The organism is Vibrio sp. St2 (assembly GCF_947311885.1).
GTDB classification, from domain to species: Bacteria; Pseudomonadota; Gammaproteobacteria; order Enterobacterales; family Vibrionaceae; genus Vibrio; species Vibrio coralliilyticus.
This window is the reverse complement of sequence record NZ_CAMZNA010000002.1, coordinates 316,821-337,319: the sequence shown is the minus strand read 5'-3', so window position 1 is coordinate 337,319 and position 20,499 is coordinate 316,821. Positions and strand designations below refer to the sequence as shown.

Below are 20,499 nucleotides of genomic sequence, written 5' to 3'. Positions count from 1 at the left end.
AAAAAGGTGTATAGCAGTTTGTGTAGATGATCACGACGTTAAGCATTAGGAGGGTAAATGGCTACAGGTACAATTTCGGGAAGAGAATACTCAGAAGAGGACATTTTTGATCCTCGTGTTTATCCAAGAATGAAAGAAGAACCACTACTCAATGAAGATGATTGCTTGGTAGTTCCAGTTAGGAATGAAAGTGCACCTCACTTTCGTCGCGTTGGCAGCCCGTCGTTTGGAACAAGGTTAGGGCGTGATGAGGCTAACCCAACTCATGATGAATGCGTTCAATATATTCATAATGAGTTGAATGATATTGAAATAAACAATGTTCAATTTTCAACGTATGTGTTCAATGATAACGGACAACGTGAAGAACAAGTAATATTTAAGCCAATTGATGGTGATAATTACTCATGGTTCATGGAAAACGATTGTCGCACTGCATTTAGTGACAACACATATATAAAGCCGGATTTAGCTGGGAGAGATATAGCAAAATTTTCACCGACATCCGCATATCCGAATGTCATTTTGGAAGTGATAAGAACTCATATCCCAGAACAAGGCACATTTAGAAAGCTCTTTGAGCTTTCAAGGTGTAATTATCATATCTATTTTTATTTTATTGCTGAAGGCAATAGTAGCTCCAGGATAAATCATCTACGCAATGATGGTCAGATTTTGACTGTCAGAGTATCTCACTACTTAATAGGCGGAAAATTGTTTAAAAATGGTCGCGTGTATCCTTCTCAAGAGGAAAATGAGTCATTTGAACACTGGTACAATTATCTGAGAAACAGTTACTTTTTAAATGCACAGGAAAATGCCTAACATACTGTTCAAGAAGGATCTGCACATTTAGCATTAAAACTCAAATTCAGCAAAGGATGACGATGAGTAGAGATTTTACAGAACTTTTAGGAACTGAGTTGGCGATTATTCAGGCACCGATGGCAGGCGTACAAGGGAGCGCCCTTGCCATTGCGGTTAGTGAGGCTGGTGGGCTAGGTTCCCTGCCTTGTGGAATGCTGACGACTGAAAGCATTGTCGGCGAAATTGAGTTAATCAAAGCATCTACGCGCAAACCTTTTAACCTCAACTTCTTCTGTCATGCTCCAAAACATTACGATGAAGATCGTCAGGTGATATGGCGAGACACACTTAAGCCTTATTTTGATGAGCTGGGGTTACAAATAGAGAAATCCGCTGGGGGCAGCCGAGTGCCTTTTAGCCATGATATCGCTGATGCAATTGAACCTTTCTCACCTGAGTTCATAAGCTTTCATTTTGGGCTTCCTGACAAAGACTTATTACAACGTGTGAAAAGCTGGGGAACCAAAGTTGTCTCATCTGCAACCACAGTAGAAGAAGCGATTTGGCTGGAGTCACATGGTGTGGATGGAATCATCGCTCAAGGGGTAGAAGCTGGCGGACACAGAGGAATGTTCCTATCCGATGATATTTCTACTCAAATGGGGCTAGTGTCACTTGTATCGCAAGTGGGTAATTGTGTTAAGGTGCCCGTTATCGCCGCTGGTGGTATTAGTGATCGCAACGCAGTGCTAGCTTGCATGAAATTAGGTGCTTCGGCGGTACAAGTTGGTACTTCTTACATGCTATGCACAGAAGCTAACACATCAGAGCTTCATAAGCGGGCAATAACGAGCGACAAGTCTTCGCATACCGCATTAACGAATATCTTTTCTGGTAAACCCGCTAGAGGGATAGTGAATCGCGTTATGGATGAGCTGGGCTGTATGACAGAGCTAGCACCAGAGTTCCCATACGCTTCAATCGAAATGTCTCAATTACGTAGCCGCGCAGAAAAGCAGGGGCTTGATGACTTCTCGCCACTATGGTGTGGCCAGAATACGCAAGGATGCAAAGAGATTTCAGCAAAAGAGCTCACATTGCAGCTGGCTGGGGAATGTTAAGATACCTGCTTAGCATTGACGTCTAATACTTGGTATTTTCCTTATGACCCGAACACCTAATTGCACTTTTCTTCCGTCTTCCATCAATGAGAACTAATTGTTATAGAGACAGGGTGATCGCTCAGAGGCTAGGTAGTAGTCACATTTTTGACTGTAATTTGATATTTATGTTACTAGTTGCTTATTGTGCGATGCTGCTTTTAATTGCTGCTGCGTATGTTTGTTATTGTTTTGATTGTCTTGGGTTATTTTTATGGCGCCTCGTGAGAAGTTACTTAGTCGCCGTTTGTTTTGGTAGCCCGGAGCCAAAGATATATTAGAGGGAATTACATCATGGCGAAAAGAATAATTTTCATACATGGGCGTGCTCAAAAACCATCTGAATCAGACCTTCAGCAATTATGGTATGACGCAATCAAGCATGGGCTAAAACGAGATTACGGTGATCAGGGCTTACAGAGGTTTGAGTCTGCTGCAAAAGAGTTTGTCTACTATGGAGATCTATCAAACAAGCTTTTGAAATTGCCCGTTGAAAATGCTACTAGTCGATTTCATGCTTTAGAGGAACTAAAAGCTTATTCTAAAGGGCAGTTCACCAAGAAAAAATACAAGGAGTTAGCTAAGGCTGGGTTTTGGAAAGAAGCTCTTGCAGATATCTTCTCTGCTCCTTTCGGAAAATTGGGTGTGGCGACTTCGTTAATTAGCGTTGTTGCTCCGGACATGGAGCACTATTGGAATGGAGACTCTTATTTTGGGAGTGATGTCAGGCAGAAGCTGACACCGGTTTTGAAATCAGCATTAGCTGCTGAAGACGATATTATGCTGGTAGGCCATAGTCTAGGTTCCATGATTTGTTACGATAACTTGTGGAAACTATCGCACTATTCAGAGTATCGCGAAGACTTTGGAGCAAATAAAAAGGTTAACCTATTTGTTACGCTTGGTTCTCCTCTCGCTGATGAAAATGTGAAAAAGAGACTTAAAGGCGCGAACAACGGCGATTATACAAAATATCCAACTAACATAAACAGATGGTACAACATTGCGGCTGAAGACGATTTCATCTCTCATGATAGTCGGGTGAGGAACGACTATAAGCAAATGATGAAGCTGAATTTGTTGAGTGAGCCAATTCAAGATTTCAAGATTTATAACTTAACTGTAAGAAATGAAAAATCCAATCCGCATGCTTCAATTGGATACTTAATCCACCCCAAATTCATATCTATCCTAAATGATTGGATGAACTCATAATTTTGTGCGAGCCAGATTTGGCTCGCTTTTTACTTTAAAAAGCTGATAGCCTTAGCCTCTCATATGAGTTTTTGAGAAACACAACATGGAATTTTGGAAGTTACTGCTATTTATCCCTGCGTGCTTTGCACTCAATATGACACCGGGGCCGAATAACTTATTGTCGATGAACAATGCCCGCTGCTACGGATTCAAAGCTGCGTTGGTTGCAGGGTTTGGGCGCATTGTCGCCTTCTCATTTATGATTGCTCTGGCTGCGTCTGGGTTAGCCGTGGTTCTCTACACCTCTGAGGCGTTATTCTTCATCATCAAGCTGGTGGGCGCTCTGTATCTACTCTGGATTGCATTTAACCTTTGGCGCTCTGAAGCCAGCCCAGTCGCAGAGTTGGATAAGACGCGTAGCCACTTTGGGCTCGCGAAGCAGGAGTTTGCACTGGCAGCAGGAAACCCGAAAGCGATTCTTATCTTTACTGCGTTTTTGCCTCAGTTTGTCGATGTGACGGCGAACGTGGATCAGCAATTCTTTACGTTAGGTATTACGTTCTTAACTCTAGAGCTTGCAGCAATCAGTATCTATGCATTATTTGGTCTGTATCTGAGAAATTGGTTTTCACGACCAGCGATGGCTAAACGATTTAATCGAGCGTGTGCTGCGTTTCTTGCCTTTTCAGGAGCCAATTTACTGATTAGTAGACAATAGAATAGCTACTGCCATCTTTACTTTTTCTAAACAATAAAACCATCAGCATCACGCTAGTGGTTTTTTATTTTCCCCATGGGAATCTAAATATTTTAACCAACTGTTTATATCTCTCTTTTTCGATTCCTATTTTTTTGGAATTAATCTCTCATTGGATTTTATTGTTAAATATGTTGAAAGTGGGCGGAATATTAAACTTTCTTGAATTCTTATTAGTGCTATTGCTTAAAATTGCGACACAGGTTTTAGTATTTCAATGGATAAAATTTAATCTATATTTCGGACTTATAAAATAAAAAGGAAACAAGATGAGTTCTCCGTTGAATAAAAGCGTCTTACTGGCGTCTCTATTTCTTACCCCTACGCTTGCTCTGGCTGAAATGACCAATGGTGATTTCGAACAATGGAGCAGTTCCTCTCCAACAGGGTGGAACACAATCGACAGTGGCATTTCGGTGTCACAGGAAACCAGCATTGTAAAAAGTGGTAGCAATGCAGCAAAAGTGACGGTCAATACCGGTACGCAAAGCAATACAGACTTTCAGCAGTCTGTAAGTGTGGTATCAGGGCAGACGTATAATTTTTCTGTGTCTGTTTATCACACTGAAGGCAATGTTAAAGCACGCCTGTATGTGGATGGATACCAAAATTACAGCGTACCTAGCCAAACCGGTCAATGGCAGGATATCGCTTATTCGTACACGGCCAGCAGCACCAAGAGCATTAATGTTGGTCTGCGCTTCTATGATGAGTCTGGTTTTGATGGTTCCGAAGTCGTCTACATAGATAACTTCCAGCCATCTGATGGTGCTGTAACACCGCCTCCGACAACTTGTAGCAATCATGAAGTCACACTCAACCTGACGACCGACAGTTATGGATCTGAAACAAGCTGGACGTTGAAAAACAGCAGCAATCAGACTCTATTCTCTGGCTCTGACTACGGCAATAACACCAGCTATGAAAAGGCGATGTGTGTTGATTCAGGCTCGTATGTGTTTGAAATCGTTGATTCCTATGGAGACGGCATCTGCTGTAGCTCAGGAAATGGCTCTTACACGCTAACGTCTAACGGCCAAACTCTTGCGTCTGGTGGCGACTTTACCAACTCTTCTCAGCACTCCTTTACGCTTGGTGGTAGCGACCCTGATCCAGAACCACCAGTGCTCGGTGACTACTACAAATCAGCCGAAGGTAAGACAGGCTATACGCTGAAGACTGCGCTGTATAACATCATCAATAGCCACAACTCGCAAGGCTACTCTGCCGTTTGGGATTTAGTCAAAACCGCTGATATCGACAACTACTATGAGAAGGACGGGACGATTCTCGATATCTACTCTGAGAAGGTATCTGGCAGTGATTCGATTAACTTTACTAAAGTGACAGACCAATGCGGCCAGTACAGTAAAGAGGGCGATTGTTACAACCGTGAACACTCTTTCCCTAAGAGTTGGTTTGGTGGAAAAGTGGAACCAATGAACTCGGATGGTCACCACTTGTATGCGACAGATGGTTACGTGAATGCGAAACGCAGCAACTGGCCATTCGGTGAAGTGGGTAGTGCGACGTACACGTCTTCTAATGGCTCAAAAGTTGGCTCTGCAGCTTCTAGTCTAGGGTACTCTGGTACTGTGTTTGAACCTATTGATGAGTTCAAAGGTGATTTGGCCCGTGCGTACTTCTACATGGCGACACGCTACGAAAACGAGATCGCTAATTGGGAAGGGAATAGTGATAACTCCAACGCTGTGCTCAACGGTACTAATACGACGGTATTTGAACCTTGGGTTTTGGCTATGCTAAAACGCTGGCATGCCAATGACCCAGTCGACCAGAAGGAAATTGATCGCAACAACGCGGTGTACAATTTCCAAGGTAACCGTAACCCATACGTTGACCACCCAGAGTTCGTCAACATGGTTTGGGGAGACTAACTTAAACAATCAAAGGCCTAACATATGTTAGGCCTTTTGGTTTGTGCGAAAGTACTAGTCCATAAAGGCTAATTCAAATGTGGTTCCACCTTGAGTCACGTACTCAACTTTTACGTTTTCGCCTGAGAGATCAGCAGAGTAGATTTCTGGTTTTCCGATCTGTACCCAGTAAAGCTTACCTGCATCGAAATCGACTTCCATATCTACAACGCCTTCAAATCCGTTACTTTCGTCAATTGAAAGGATTTTTTCGACCTTTCTTGACTCTCCTTTGATGTTTGCGCGATAAATGCCATGTTCGTTAGCAAAGTAAAGGAACTTGTCTTTCGGATCCAAATGCATTGCGATGATTTTGTGCCAATCCTCGTAGTGGTCGATACCGTCTTCAACCGATAATTCTTGGCGTCTGTCTACAGTTGAGTGTTCACCTAATGGGAAGCTGATGACTTCCGTTTCTTGATTGACGCCCAGTGCCATATACATCCGCTCGTTAGCGTTATCGATAGCCAATGCAGTGTTGTTCGCACAGTAGGCAATACCACACTCTTCCATCGTATCTCCGAATATAAATCGGAAATCTTCTCCCTCAATTGGCGCTCCTGGCGAGTCTGTGTAGTCCGGATAAACCTCAACCACAGTGTCTTGAGTGATACTGGAGGTATACACTTGCCCAGTTTCTTTATCGACCACAACCGGAATGTCACCAGTCATAGGAATTCTGTTCACCATCCGGTATTTTTGACCGTCCAAAGTGACACGCGACAAGGCTTGAGTACTCGGAGAACTTGTCGTCACATAGATTGAATTCTCTGTGACTGCCAAACGACCGCCATAATTAATATCTGCTAACTTACTCGTTTCTTTGGTATCGAGATCGAGTATCTGCAGCTCATTGTAAGGCTTATCATCATAGCTGCTGACTAAGTAAAGGTCTTTCGCGAGAGCGTTGTAGCTTAAAGTAATAAGCGCTAAAGCGGAGAGAGTTTGTAGTGTAGGTTTCATTGTTTCCTCGTTTAAAAAGTTGTTTAAAATTGAGTGTTAGTTCAGGACGCGTCGAACATGCGTTTAAATCTAGTTGCATATAAATTGTTTTCTAGATGATTAATAATCATTAAGTGGGCTTGAGATTGTTTTTGGAGATTTGAGGCGAGGCGTCAGGACTGCTGACATTTATCGTGTTTGTTTACGCTTGATGCATCAAGGGAATTGGGGACTGTATCAGGTGAATAAATAGTCAAAAACGAGTTTTTGGGTGAAAGGTAAAGAAAACTAAAAGGGATGGCACTAGCCATCCCTTTTTAGAAATATCGATTCGTATTGCAGTCAATAAGCACTATTTATACTCGCCTCGGATTGATGCTTCACGATAGGCATCCAGTTTGCCTTCTGCTTTGAGTTTCGCCAGTCCTCGGTTGAAGGCATCAACCAGCTCTTGTGAACGAGGGGATTTTTTCGAAATGATAACGAAGTAGTCTCTTGCGGACAGTGTTTTGGCATTCGGCTCAATTTTATCGGTTAAATTGAGTTTGGTGATGGTCTCCATACCTACATCCATATCTTCCAACACAATGTCTAGTCGGCCTGCGCTGAGTTTTTTGTAGTTGTTTTCAGCACTGGCGATACGCTGTATGTTGATTTCTCCGGCTTTTTCCATATCCTCGACCCCATAGGCATAACCTGTTACGCCACCGATTTTGAAGTTCTTAAGGTCTTCTTTGCTGCTCCAGCTTACAGGTTTACTTTTTTGTTGGAACAAGCCGGTACTTAACGTAATAACGGAGTCGGTATAGTGGAAAAACTGCTCTCTGTCAGGGTTTTTACTCCATATTAATGAGCCATCAAAGTTACCAGCTTTGGATTCTTCGAAGCCACGCTTCCACGGCATATAAGTAAACTCAACTTGATAGCCCTCTGCTTCAAAGGCTTCTCTGACAATTTGAGTCATGAAGCCGCCGTTTTTAAGTGATTTGGATTGATACGGCGCCCACTCACCATTGGCGAGTTTAACGGTGTTAGCTTGAGCAAGGCTGGCAAAGAGCAGAGAAACGGTCAGACATAAAAAGGTTTTAATTAAGCTGCGCATTTTTTCTTCCTTAAACATGCAAATAGATTCAATAAAAGAATAGTTGCTGATAAAGATATCACCAAAAAGTTTAAGGGTATCTGTGCTGGTAAACCTAAGGTCTATTAAGGAAGGCAAACCAAAAAAGCGCCACTATATGACGCTTTTGGAAGGATCAGAACTCGCATTCCGCTTCGAAAGTCATGGGCTGCTTACTGTAAGGATGTTCGATCTCTAATCGCTGTGCATGTAAGTGCAATCTATCGGCACGTTGGCCATAGAGACCATCACCAACCATAGGTAAATTAAGCCCAAGATGATGAGCACAGTGCACTCTTAGCTGATGCGTTCGACCTGTTTTTGGGTAAAGGTAGAGCTTGGAGCGACCATCACGAGAATCAATCAGTTCCCAATAGGTTTCAGCTGGTTTCCCATGTTCAAAACAGACGAGCTGTCGGGGGCGATCATCAGGATCGCCACGCATTGGTAACTCTATCTGACCACTGGTTTGGTTTACCTCTCCTTCAAGCAATGCTACATAGCGCTTTTGCACTGAACGCGAAATGAATTGTTTCTGTAGGCTCTTGTTCGCACGTTTTGTCAGAGCGAAAACCAGCAACCCTGATGTCGCCATATCCAGTCGATGAATCACGAAGGGGCCTTCTACATCTGGGTAGCGTTGCTGCAGGCGTGTGTACGCCGAGTCCTTGATGGTTTTGCCAGGGACTGACAATAGTCCTGAAGGTTTGTTGACGACCACCATCGCTTCATCTTCAAATAAGATCTCTAGCTCTTTATCTTCTGCCCAGTTTTCTTCCAGTGGATTATCATCAACGGCCATTCCTTCCAGCATGTGGCCCAAAATAGGGAAGCACTTACTATGGCAGGAAGGGTAGAATTTTCCGTGCTGGCGAACTTCTGATTTAGGCGAGACACCCCACCAGAACTCGGCTAATGCCAGCGGCTTAAAGCCATGTTTAAAGGCAAAGTGCAGCAGCTTTGGCGCGGCACATTCGCCAGCGCCTGCTGGTGGTACGGGAGCACTGGTCGGTTTGAATATTGCATTGAGGGATTTCTCTTCCCCTCTGATATTCAGAAAGCGGTAGTTATCAAACAGCTTATTTTGCAACGTATTAGACAGGGTTTTACGCTGCTCTTTCAATGCATTTAAGTTGGTATTTAATTCGTCTAGCTCGCGTTGTAAGACGGCGATTTTTTCGTCCCACTCGAGCTTGAGATATTTAAGTACGTTTTTTTCCGCAACGCTCTGCTTCGCCAGTTCATCGAGCCTGCTTTTTAGCGCTTCTCCTGCCAATGAGGATTCAGCGAGTTTACGTTGTGCTTTGCGCTCTGCTCTGCCTGCAATCATTGTCTCGCGTTGTAACTGTTCCTGCTGCTGATACTCAGAGTTCAGCAAGCTTATCTTGTCGGTCAGCTCGGCAATGCGAGGGTTGTTTTTTAATTGATTGAACTTCTGATTCGCCGCCATGATCTCAGCGGTTTCTGCCCGAAAGAAACTTTCTTCTGCCAGCATATCGAAAACGGGTGGGACAAAGCCAGGTAGTAAGTTTTGGTCTGCTATCTTGCCCGAGAATGCTGAAAGGTAACCCACTTCACCCTGAGGGGACTCGACTAGCAATACGCCGAACATTTTGCCTGTACCACTTTGGTTTCCATCGATACCGAAGTCATGCTTCCAATCAGTTTGCTCTACTAAGTGCTGCTGCAATTCTTGTGCAGCAAGTTCGCACAAGGGATGCGGCTGATAGAAAAACGGGAAGGTGAACTTGTCAGGCAAGCTATAACCATCAATTGGGGTGTTGAACGGAGTAAAAAAATTTTCAGGTTGATGCATTTCAGCTTGCCGTCGTGACGAAAAAACAGAAGGCGAGATTGTACCTGTTTGGAGTGTGATTACCAGTGTGGGAAGGGGAAGAAGCTTCAGCCCAACTCAGGCTGAAGCTAAAACACTAAAAGACTATCGAACATACTTGATGGTGGCGCTGATTAACCAGTGATGTGCTGTGCCGTCAGCTTTGGTGACCCATAAGTCGTTGTCGAAGGTTTTTACGCGGCCAACGATGGTGACGTCCAGCTTATTGTCGACAACATTTTTCACACGGATAAATGGATCCGAAGAAATAAGGAAAGGTTGTGCTTCTTTCACAGATTCACCCTGTGCGACGAGATAGTAGTGGTTGAGTTTGCCATCTGTTGGCTCAGTAGAGATGGCTTTGTATCCGACCAATTGAAATCCGTCGCCAATGGGTTGATTAATGATCTCTTGCCCGAGGCGGACGTGCGTAGGGATAAAAACGTAGGCAAGGAGAATGCCCAGAACAGCGATAAGAGAGAGTAGTGAAAGTTTGACTTTAGACATGGTGTTGTTCTTTATCCAATATGAAGTGATAGCTTATCACAGGCAATCGCAAAGCGTGGATAGTAGCTTGAAACTCTACTTTCTAAGTTGATATTGATTAAATCAAGTAGAGTTAGCATTCAAAATCAGTTGGAGAAGGTAAGTTCAACTTCTTATTCGGATTTATATTATTTATTATATTAAACTAAGCACCATATTATATATGATGAATGTAGTTTATTTTTCGATTGGTTTAATTAAATTGATTATCGTTATTTATTGGTTGAGTTTGTCTAAAAAATAATTAATAAATTAAATATTCACTTTGGTTCCAAAGACTCATTGGTTTTTATTTCTTTCTTTTAAATTAAACACAAATTTAACAATTCATGCCTATTAATAATTGCCACATAGGGAGCAAATGCTCGAGTAATAGATAGCAAATAAAAGGCAGTGTTATGAGTCGTTGTACAACTACCGATGAAATTTTTAATAAAAGTAAGCAGACACCACTTTCTGAAATTATGTCGAAAGCGTTATCAAGACGAACCATGCTTAAAGGAACTGGCGGGGTAGCAGCATTTGGCGCCATGGGCTCTATAGGCTTGACGGGTTGTGGTACAGACGAAGCTACAGTAGATGTATCTGATCGTGTTAACTCACTGGGTTTCGATTCCATAAGCGCAGAAAGTAAGGATGCGTTTACTGTGCCTGAAGGCCACTTTGCACAGGTATTAGCGCCATGGGGAACTCGATTATTTTCAGTCTCATCGCATGGTGACATCATTCATCCCTTTAAACAGGATGGGACGAACAGTCATATTGACCAGCTCCACTCCGTAGGTCAAATGCATGATGGTATGCATTATTTCCCGCTGGATGATACCCAAGGTATTTTATGTATGAATCACGAATTCATAAATAATAAAAACCTTCATGAAGATGGTTATCCAGAGGTAGATGCCCAAGGTCGTCGATTACCTGATTATGTCCGTAAAGAGTATTATGCTCATGGTGCTTCGGTTGTTCATATTAAACTTGAGCAAAGTATTTGGCAGGTAGTGATAGATAGCCCATATAATCGCCGAATTCATTTATCAACCGAAATGGATGTAACAGGTGATATAGCAGATAGTGGCCTATTAACGACCAAATTTACGGATGAAAATGGCAAACCTAATGTCACACACGGTACATACAACAACTGTGGTAATGGTTTTACCCCATGGGGTACGTATCTAACCTGTGAAGAAAACTGGCCGGGACACTTTAAAATCACCTCGGAACCTGATGATGTCCAATCTCGTTATGGCACGACTAGCAAAAATGCGTTTAATGACTGGGATACGCCTGAAGAAAGTGAAGAAGCTTTTATCGGCGAATTTAAACGTTGGGATATTTCTACTCTAGAGGCTACCCCTGAAGAGGATTTTCGCAACTACGATAATGGCTTTGGCTACATTGTCGAGATTGACCCGTACTCGCCAAATGCTAAGCCTGCTAAGCGTTCTTCATTAGGGCGTTTCCGTCATGAAGATTGTACCTATGGAGCAATCGAACCAGGCAAACCAGTTGTATTCTACAGTGGGCATGATGGTAAGTTCGAATACGTTTATAAGTTTGTATCGGATGCGCTGTGGGATGAGAACGACGCAAGCGAAAACTTGTCTGTTGGTACCGATCGCATGGCTATTGGGGCTAAATATATGGATCACGGCACCCTTTACGTTGCACGTTTTGATGAGCTGGGGAAAGGTGAGTGGTTGCCATTGACAGAAGACGCTATCGGTTTAGATGGAAATCGTCTTGGGGACAAGATTGGTAATCGGGCTAATATCATTCGAAACACGCTTGGCGCAGCAGATGCTATGGGCGCAACGCCAATGGATCGACCGGAATGGACGGCAGTAGATTACGCCACCGGACTGGTTTATCTCGCTCTGACCAATAATGACAAACGAACACCAGACGATGTGAATGCAGCCAACCCGAGGCCTGACAATGAATTCGGTCATATTATTCGTTGGAAAGAAGGTGAAGTCGTGACGGAGTTTGAGTGGGAGTTCTTTGTCTTTGGTTCGTCCGCCGAAGCGGATGCTTCTAGCATCAATATGTCAGGATTAACGGATGAGAATGAATTCTCGTCCGCTGACGGTATTTGCTTTGACCAGCGCGGTATCTTATGGCTGCAAACCGATTCCGGTAGCAAAGAGGATATTAGTGTGGACAACCAGATTCTTGCTGTTGTTCCTGATGGCCTTGGTCAATCGGTTGATGGGTCGCCAGTAGTCAATGTAAGTAACCAAGATCAGCTCAAGCGGTTTGCAGTGGTGCCAAAAGGGGCTGAGTCGACGGGTATCACCTTCACACCAGATCATCGTCATATGTTTACCAATGTTCAGCACCCTGAGAACTGGCCACATGAAGCAATGAATGCTTCCGTTGAGACGCCACAAGACGGTCGTATTTGGCGAGCGCGTTCGAGTACTGTGGTTATCTCTCGCTATGATGGTGGAAAGCTAGGTATTTAGACGCATCATTTACATTCAGGTGCGATATATCGACAAAGCTAAATTTGGCGATATAGCGATATGAATAGAAAAATCCCCTCAACTGAGAAGGCTGAGGGGATTTTATTTGGTGACTTATGTTTATTTGAACATGTGTTTCGCGTGGAACATCAGGTGTTCATCAATAAAACTAGAGATGAAATAGTAGCTGTGGTCATACCCAGTCTGCATACGCAGTTCTAAGTCTGAACCGTGGGTTTCCGCTGCGGCTATCAGAGTTTCAGGCTTTAGTTGCTCAACAAGAAAATTATCTGCATCACCTTGATCGACAAGAATTGGTAAAGGTGACTTGGCTAGTTTGAGAAGCTCGCTAGAGTCGTATTCTTTCCAGCTTTCAAAATCGTTCCCCAGATAAGCATTGAAGGCTTTCTGACCCCATGGGCATTGCATTGGATTACAGATTGGACTGAAGGCAGAAATTGATGTGAATTGCTCTGCGTTTTTCAAGCCGATAGTTAGCGCACCATGCCCGCCCATGCTGTGACCAGAGATAGCCTTGACAGTTGAGACTGGGAAGTTAGCTTCAATGACGTTAAGTAGCTCTCGAATGATATAGTCGTACATACGGTAGTGCGTAGACCACGGTTTCTGGGTCGCATTGAGGTAGAACCCCGCGCCTTTGCCCAGATCATAGCCTTCGTCGTCAGCAACGTCGTCACCACGTGGGCTAGTGTCAGTAGCAACGATTGCCATGCCAAGTTCTGCAGCCTTCTTGAAAGCCCCTGCTTTTTGCATAAAGTTTTCATCGCTACAAGTCAAGCCGGATAACCAGTACAACACAGGAACGGGAGACTCCTTGCTTGCATTTGGTGGCAGGAAGATAGCAAAACGCATAGTGCAGTTTAGTGTTGCAGAATCATGGGTGTACTGCTTGTGCCAACCGCCTGCGACTTTATTCTGACTGATGTTGGATAAACTCATTGATACTCTCTCAGATAAAGTCGCCACATCGGATGATGTGGCGACTTATTAATGGCTTAATCTAGGATTACTGATCCATATGGATAACAGTACGGATGCTCTTACCTTCGTGCATTAAGTCAAAGGCGTCATTGACGGCATCAAGGCCCATAGTGTGGGTAATGAACTCCTGAAGACCAAACTCACCCGCCATGTAGCGTTCAACAATTTCAGGAAGTTCAGAGCGGCCTTTAACACCACCAAAAGCACTGCCACGCCATACACGACCGGTTACCAGCTGGAATGGACGAGTTGAGATCTCTTGACCTGCCCCCGCAACACCGATGATTACTGATTCACCCCAACCTTTGTGACAACATTCAAGCGCTTGACGCATTACGTTGACGTTACCGATACATTCGAATGAGTAATCTACGCCACCGTCTGTCATCTCAACGATGACTTCTTGGATTGGTTTGTCGAATTTTTGTGGGTTGATACAGTCAGTCGCGCCAAGCAGCTTCGCTAGATCGAATTTGCTTTCATTGATGTCTATGCCAATGATGCGACTTGCACCAGCCATACGAGCACCGATGATTGCAGATAGACCAATACCGCCTAGTCCGAAGATAGCAACCGTATCGCCTTTTTCTACTTTAGCAGTGTTAAGAACTGCGCCCATACCGGTTGTTACACCACAACCTAGAAGACATACTTCTTCAAGCGGTGCTTCTTTGTTTACTTTCGCTAGTGAGATTTCTGGAAGAACTGTGTACTCAGAGAAAGTCGAACAGCCCATGTAGTGGAATATAGTTTCTCCGTTGATGGAAAAACGGCTTGTTCCATCTGGCATCAGGCCTTTACCTTGAGTTTCACGCACTGCTTGGCACAGGTTAGTTTTACCTGAAGTACAGAACTTACACTCGCCACACTCAGCGGTGTATAGAGGAATAACGTGGTCGCCAACTTCAACGCTTGTTACGCCTTCACCAACCATTTCAACAATACCACCACCTTCGTGACCAAGGATTGAAGGGAAGATACCTTCTGGATCGTCACCTGATAGTGTGAATGCGTCCGTGTGACAAACACCGGTTGCTACGATGCGTACTAGCACTTCACCTGCTTTTGGAAGTTGTACATCAACTTCTTCCATTTTTAGTGGCTCGCCAGCAGCCCATGCCACCATTGCTTTTGATTTGATAGATGTTTGACCTGGTTGGATATCAAGTGCCATTGGATGTTCCTTTATGTGTAATTGTTTTTGACGTTCTAAGCGTAGACGAGGAACTCTCTTCTCGCTGTTTCGCTTGGTTGGTGACTATTCTAAATATTTCTTAAAATTTGATAATCCCTTTAATTTGAAAATGATTTTTACGTATATGTAATAATAGAAAGTGATTAGGTGTCAGGCTAACTCGTCGAAGTGTTGAAGTGTTGAAGTGTTGAAGGTGTGTGTACCCCCTGAGTAAATAAGCCAAAAAGTGGGTTTAAATAGCAATTACCAATCTTTAGCTGGTGTGATGCATCGAGATTTATATTCTTAATTTCGATGCTTTTTCCTATCGGGTTTGGGATGTTTATATATTTAATTACCTAAAAATCAATAAGTTGAACTATTGTCACGAAATGACGCATTGAATCGAAAAGTGTCATTTGTCAGTAACGGAATTGTCATTTATTGCTCCTACTCTCCTCGCCAATTTTGGTTAATACATTTTGGGAAGAGTAAATGAGAAGAGTGAAGCATGCATTGGTTGCAGGAACAGTCGCAACTGTGCTCACGGGTTGCCCATTGGATTCATCAGATGATCAATCCAATGGTCTGGACAATACAGTGGAAGTCGCCTTTATGCCCGATATCCACTTCCATGATGTATACAGTGATTTCCAAGACGGTTCATTCGAGGGGCTTTTCAATGCTAAGAGTGGCGATAATGCCACTATTCGCACCATGCAGTCTCAAATGGAATCGACTCGATTGTTTAACGAAAACTACTTCGCAATGATCGCAGCACTCGATGATATTGTGGATCGAGGCATTAAGTACGTCGCGCTTCCTGGGGACTTTAGTGACGATGGTCAGCCTGTAAATATGCGTGGTTTAGTACAGATTTTTGACTATTATCGTAGCACTTATGGGTTGGAGTTTTTCGCAGCGCCGGGAAACCATGATCCTAGTCGACCATTCACTATTCCAGCAGGAAAGTCTGATTATTTAGGGGAAGAGGGGCAAGAGCAACCAATCTACAGCCGTGGCAAGGATGTGTGCGTAGATTACTCAGGAGATACGGCTGTTATCGATACTGGCGATGGTCTTCCTACTATCTGTACAGAAGAAGTTCGCTACTGGGGATACCGAGAGATTATGGATATCTTGGGTACCCATGGCTTTTATCCTCAAGAGAGCTATCACTACTTTGAAACTCCATACACCAGCGATGAACTAAAGGCGAACTACTCCTATGAGCGTGCGGCTTTTGAGTCGACCTATGACAAACGCATGTTCGAGATTTGTCACCAAGGAACTGGTGGAGAGTACAAGCAAGATAATTATACTAACTGTTCGTACGTTCCTGATACCAGTTACTTGGTTGAGCCGGTCAAAGGGCTTTGGCTACTGGCTATTGACGCTAACGTTTATCAGCCGAAGCAGGATTCAGCCTCAGGTTCAAATGATGGGGATGATTTCGAAGGGTCTAGCAGTGCTGGTTACAACATGATGCTGACCCATAAACAGCAAGTCATTGAGTGGATCAGTGAAGTGGTTAAAGCCGCAAAAGAACAAAATAAGACACTGGTGTCGTTCAGTCACTTCCCGATGACTGACTTTTACAATGGCGCATCAGAAGAGATTGAAGATCTATTTGGAGAAGGCAGCCATCAGCTAGCCCGTGAACCCGACAATGAAACCAGTAAAGCTCTCGCTGCGACAGGTCTTAATATTCATGTTGGCGGTCACATGCATTTCAACGATACAGGCAAGAAGACATATAACATCAATGGCGTAGAGCATACTCTGTTTAACATCCAGGCTCCTTCATTGGCTGGCTATATCCCAGCATATAAAGTTCTCAAGATCCGTCCAGATCAACAGATCGAAGTCGAAACGGTCGTCATTGATGAAGTTGCACGTTTTGACGAGTTGTTCGAGCACTATGCAGTGGAACATGAGCACTTAACCGATGTTGCCGGCAATGATGAAGAGGCGAAAGCGAAAATATGGAACAAAGAAATCTTAGACTCTGAGAGCTACTACCAATTGGTTGATTGGCACATCAAAGAATTGACGCGTTTACGATTCTTACCAGATGATTGGCCACTTGGAATGCGCAACATGATTATGCATATGGACGGCAAAGAAATGATGATCATGTCTCAGCTAGAAACAAACTTTACCGTGTGTGCATTGGCGGACGAGTTGGACGTTGATGTTGCTAAGTGTCAAATTTCACCTGCGGCAGATTTTGAACAGTTCGAAGAGGATTGGGAAGACGCAACAGCAAAAGCGGAAGTTATAGCCAGCGATGCAGGTCTAAGTCTCGATGATTTTGCTAGCTGGCAAGGTCAGGACTTGGCAATTGACTTCTACCGACTACGTAATGCTGATGAGCTGGCATTCCGTGATATTGAAACTTTAACACTTCAACAATACGAATTATTGAGTCGTGAGTTGTCTGAGTTTGCAGGGACGGTAGAGTCGGACATCGGTGATATTGGTGATTACACAGTGGGGCAAGTGTTCCGCTCTCGCTTTGGGAGCCTATTCGTCATATTGGACAAATTTGCTACGGGGCAAGCGAGCGATCATTTCCTGATTAATATTGAACAGCAATCGCTAACCGATCTTAAGCAAGCGGTAGAAAGAGAAATCATGCAGTAATGCAGAGCCAGCAGGTGAGCAACCAATAAAGCGTGAATTTGCGCTTTATTGGTTCACTGCATTGTGTTGACCGCTGCAAATTCATAAGCACGTACCTGTTGTGGGTTAACTGAATGTGGGACAATGAGCGCGAGTCAATCAGCTAGGAACCACCAGTATGGCCAATTGGGACGGTGTGAGTGAGTTTGTCGCAGTCGCGGAAACGCAGTCATTTACCGCAGCAGCAAAGAAACTAGATACCTCTGTCGCGCAGATCAGCAGGCGGGTTTCTGCGCTTGAAGAGAGGCTGGCTGTTAAACTGCTTAACCGCACGACGCGAAAAGTCTCAGTTACCGAAGCGGGGCAGGTTTACTACCAACAGTGTAAGCATTTGGTCGAAGGCTTAGAGTTGGCGGAGCTGGCTGTGACTCAAATGCAATCTACACCCAAAGGGCTGCTTAAAGTGACGGCGCCGGTGACATATGGTGAAACGCATTTAGCGCCGTTACTGCTCGACTTTCTAGAGTCTTACCCTCAGGTTGATTTGGACCTTAACCTGACGAACCAAAAAATCGATCTGATAGAAATGGGTGTGGATGTGGCGATTCGGTTGGGTCGTTTGCAAGATTCTAGTTTGGTAGCCAAGAGATTATCCAGTCGCCAATTGTATGTTTGTGGCAGTCCTGATTACTTAGCGCGCTTTGGCGAACCGCATACTTTATCTGAACTGGAGAATCACCAGTGTTTAGTTGGCTCTATTGATTATTGGCGCTTCAAAGAGAGCAAGCGTGAAAAATCTCTACGAGTTTCCGGCCGTATTCATTGCAATTCTGGCTCCGCTTTATTGGATGCTGCAAAACGAGGGTTGGGGCTAGTGCAGCTTCCCGATTATTACGTGCGAGAAGGCTTGGATTCTGGTGAGCTGATTGAAGTATTGTCTGACTATCGGGATGATCGAGAAGGGATCTGGGCTTTGTATCCTCAAAACAGAAACCTGTCACCTAAAGTTCGTCTGTTGATTGATTTTCTGGCCGAAAAGCTAGGTGGGAGTACTGGAATCTAAGTCTGCATCTTGAATGGATTGCTCGACCATTTCGGCTATTTCCTCGGCCTGTGCAGGGGCAGTTTCAGATACTGCATTGACCCATTCTTCAACCGATTCCGTCAGGTTAGCGTCGTCACGGTCAGCGGGTCTCAAATTGCTGCTGTTTTCTACCATGTTGGCCACCAGCTCCTGACTCACTTCGACTAGTTTGTCAGGGTCATGCTCTGCGAGCGTTTCAATTACCTTGGTTGGGTCTGATTCCATTGATTCAGTGATAGCCGCGATGATCGACATTGCATTTTCAGGTTCTTTCTCAACCAGCCATTCTACTAGCTCTTCTATCTGGTTGTCGTCAGATTCAGCGAGGCGCTTCGCTATATCCACTGAAAGCTCTGGGTTGGTCAGAGTCATGGCTCTGAAAAGCAGGACGGTATCTATACTTTCGATTTGTGCTGCGCGTTCTGCAATTGTCACAGCCCATTCGGGTTGCTTGTTAGCAAGGCTGCGAATAAAAGTAATTGCATTGGAAGGGTGTGATGCTGCTAGTTCTTCTACCTGTTCTAAAGCCTCTTCTACATACAACGAGTGTTCCTGATACTCAGTTCGAGGATCCAGTTCACCATGAATAGAGGCGGGCGTGTGCATGACAAAGCTTTCTTGCTCTTCGACTGGCAGAGCCTCGCGAACCGACATCCGATAAATGGTGAATACAATAAGGCCTAAGTCCACCATGATTAGGAACGTAAATAGTGCACTGTTATCGAGTCGCTCCATTAATATGGAGGCAGTGTAGGGGCCAGCAATGGAGCCGATCGCATAGATACAAAGTAAACCTGACAATACTGGCACAAGCTGCGCTTTCGTAGCTCGGTCAAAGGTTTCGGAAATACTCAAAGGATAGAGACAGGCAATGAGGCCCATGGTCAGCGCGACCAAAATCAGTGGAGTGATCGACCATTGCCATTCAATCGAAACAGGCAGCGCAAAACTGACAATAGCGAGTACAAAACAGCTGCCAAGAATAACTTTGCGCCGCTCAAATCGATCAGATAAATACCCCATTGGCAGCTGTAATAAGATCCCGCCGGCTGTCGCTGCGCCCATAAAGACAGAAAGCTGGAAGCCAGTGATACCTATGCCGTCTGCGTATATCGGCAGCATGTTGGCAATGGTGGAGTATAAGATGCCACACACGAAACAGGTGACAAAGCCCAGCGGAGAAAGAATGTAAATGGACTTGAGGGGGATGGAGTCCGATTGCTCGATCTGTGGCTCGAACTGGGAAATGAAGACCACTGGGGTGACTGAAATACTGAAAAGCACACCGCATACAATAAACAGGGTGGTTTCATTTGGCGGTGCAATGGCGAGGCCAAACTGGCCGAGTGTAATTGCGCTGAGAATAACCACCTGATTGACCGCAAGAATTTTCCCGCGGTTGGATTCGGTCGACACACTATTGAACCAAGTGTCTAAAGTGGTCGTTGCACAAGCGATACAAAAGCCCATCACAGCCCGCATTATTGCCCACATCCAGACATCGGAATTTAGCCCCATGATAAGAATCGCACTGGCTCCGAGGCTGCCGCACATAGCAAAAGTCCGCACTAAGCCTATGTTACGTAGAATACGTTTTCCTAGGATTGCACCGAGCAGAAATCCGACGGAATACATTGAGAGTACGAAACCTATCGACTGGATGCTGATATTCGCTTCCGCAAGTGAAACCGGGAGTAGGATACCGCTCAAGCCATGACTACTCATCAGCAAGAATGAGCTGATGAAAAGTAGTGCTAGTGGCCGGAGTGTCGCTGCGATAGTCATAACAATTGATTTAAAAGCAAAAAAGAGCCATTTACAAGAGGGTTGTAAATGGATTGTT

At 44.4% G+C, this 20,499-nt stretch carries 15 protein-coding genes; 8 read left to right on the top strand and 7 right to left on the bottom strand.

Going from position 1 to position 20,499, the window contains the following annotated elements; all coding sequences use genetic code 11:
- Positions 1-57 precede the first annotated feature (57 nt).
- The 5 genes from QMA41_RS08010 to QMA41_RS07990 all read left to right on the top strand — a co-directional run bounded on the left by QMA41_RS08010 (position 58) and on the right by QMA41_RS07990 (position 5,819).
- Positions 58-825 carry a hypothetical protein gene (locus tag QMA41_RS08010; RefSeq protein WP_281629322.1) on the top strand — a complete coding sequence of 256 codons (768 nt, stop codon included), beginning with the start codon at positions 58-60 and terminating at the stop codon, positions 823-825.
- A gap of 62 nt (positions 826-887) precedes the next feature.
- Positions 888-1,928 (top strand): nitronate monooxygenase, encoded by a 1,041-nt coding sequence (locus QMA41_RS08005; protein WP_281629321.1) that lies wholly within the window; start codon positions 888-890, stop codon positions 1,926-1,928.
- 333 nt (positions 1,929-2,261) lie between these two features.
- A complete protein-coding gene (locus QMA41_RS08000) occupies positions 2,262-3,182 on the top strand; it encodes a hypothetical protein (RefSeq protein ID WP_172856127.1) in 921 nt (306 codons plus the stop codon).
- A gap of 85 nt (positions 3,183-3,267) precedes the next feature.
- Complete coding sequence (locus QMA41_RS07995; RefSeq protein WP_021457439.1) at positions 3,268-3,882, top strand: LysE family translocator; 615 nt, start codon at positions 3,268-3,270, stop codon at positions 3,880-3,882.
- A 308-nt stretch (positions 3,883-4,190) separates the two neighbouring features.
- On the top strand, positions 4,191-5,819 hold the full coding sequence (locus QMA41_RS07990; RefSeq protein WP_281629320.1) for an endonuclease: 1,629 nt from the start codon (positions 4,191-4,193) through the stop codon (positions 5,817-5,819).
- Between the two features lie 54 nt (positions 5,820-5,873).
- On the opposite strand, the gene QMA41_RS07985 is transcribed toward QMA41_RS07990, so the two are convergent.
- The 4 genes from QMA41_RS07985 to QMA41_RS07970 form a co-directional block, all read right to left on the bottom strand.
- Entirely contained in the window at positions 5,874-6,821 is a 948-nt protein-coding gene (locus QMA41_RS07985; protein ID WP_082315191.1) for a hypothetical protein, read from the bottom strand.
- Between the two features lie 331 nt (positions 6,822-7,152).
- On the bottom strand, positions 7,153-7,902 hold the full coding sequence (locus tag QMA41_RS07980) for a transporter substrate-binding domain-containing protein (protein WP_006961306.1): 750 nt from the start codon (positions 7,900-7,902) through the stop codon (positions 7,153-7,155).
- Between the two features lie 154 nt (positions 7,903-8,056).
- On the bottom strand, positions 8,057-9,736 hold the full coding sequence (locus tag QMA41_RS07975) for an RluA family pseudouridine synthase (protein ID WP_281629319.1): 1,680 nt from the start codon (positions 9,734-9,736) through the stop codon (positions 8,057-8,059).
- A 123-nt stretch (positions 9,737-9,859) separates the two neighbouring features.
- Positions 9,860-10,261: a hypothetical protein gene (locus QMA41_RS07970; protein ID WP_281629318.1), complete on the bottom strand. Its 402-nt coding sequence runs from the start codon at positions 10,259-10,261 to the stop codon at positions 9,860-9,862.
- A gap of 437 nt (positions 10,262-10,698) precedes the next feature.
- On the opposite strand from QMA41_RS07970, the gene QMA41_RS07965 reads away from it, so the two are divergent.
- Positions 10,699-12,771, top strand: coding sequence for a PhoX family phosphatase (locus tag QMA41_RS07965; RefSeq protein ID WP_281629317.1), 2,073 nt, complete (start codon positions 10,699-10,701; stop codon positions 12,769-12,771).
- Positions 12,772-12,891: 120 nt separating this feature from the next.
- Here QMA41_RS07965 and fghA read toward each other — a convergent pair whose 3' ends face one another.
- Both fghA and QMA41_RS07955 read right to left on the bottom strand, forming a co-directional pair.
- Positions 12,892-13,731, bottom strand: coding sequence for an S-formylglutathione hydrolase (fghA, locus tag QMA41_RS07960; RefSeq protein ID WP_281629316.1), 840 nt, complete (start codon positions 13,729-13,731; stop codon positions 12,892-12,894).
- Positions 13,732-13,798: 67 nt separating this feature from the next.
- Positions 13,799-14,947 carry an S-(hydroxymethyl)glutathione dehydrogenase/class III alcohol dehydrogenase gene (locus QMA41_RS07955; RefSeq protein WP_281629315.1) on the bottom strand — a complete coding sequence of 383 codons (1,149 nt, stop codon included), beginning with the start codon at positions 14,945-14,947 and terminating at the stop codon, positions 13,799-13,801.
- A 495-nt stretch (positions 14,948-15,442) separates the two neighbouring features.
- Here QMA41_RS07955 and QMA41_RS07950 point away from each other — a divergent pair, with 495 nt between their 5' ends.
- Both QMA41_RS07950 and QMA41_RS07945 read left to right on the top strand, forming a co-directional pair.
- Positions 15,443-17,593, top strand: coding sequence for a metallophosphoesterase (locus QMA41_RS07950; protein ID WP_198562032.1), 2,151 nt, complete (start codon positions 15,443-15,445; stop codon positions 17,591-17,593).
- Positions 17,594-17,750: 157 nt separating this feature from the next.
- Entirely contained in the window at positions 17,751-18,635 is an 885-nt protein-coding gene (locus tag QMA41_RS07945) for a LysR family transcriptional regulator (RefSeq protein WP_038161766.1), read from the top strand.
- Here the strand turns inward: QMA41_RS07945 and QMA41_RS07940 are convergent.
- Positions 18,612-20,441 (bottom strand): MFS transporter, encoded by a 1,830-nt coding sequence (locus QMA41_RS07940; RefSeq protein WP_281629314.1) that lies wholly within the window; start codon positions 20,439-20,441, stop codon positions 18,612-18,614. The genes QMA41_RS07945 and QMA41_RS07940 overlap by 24 nt on opposite strands.
- Positions 20,442-20,499 lie beyond the last annotated feature (58 nt).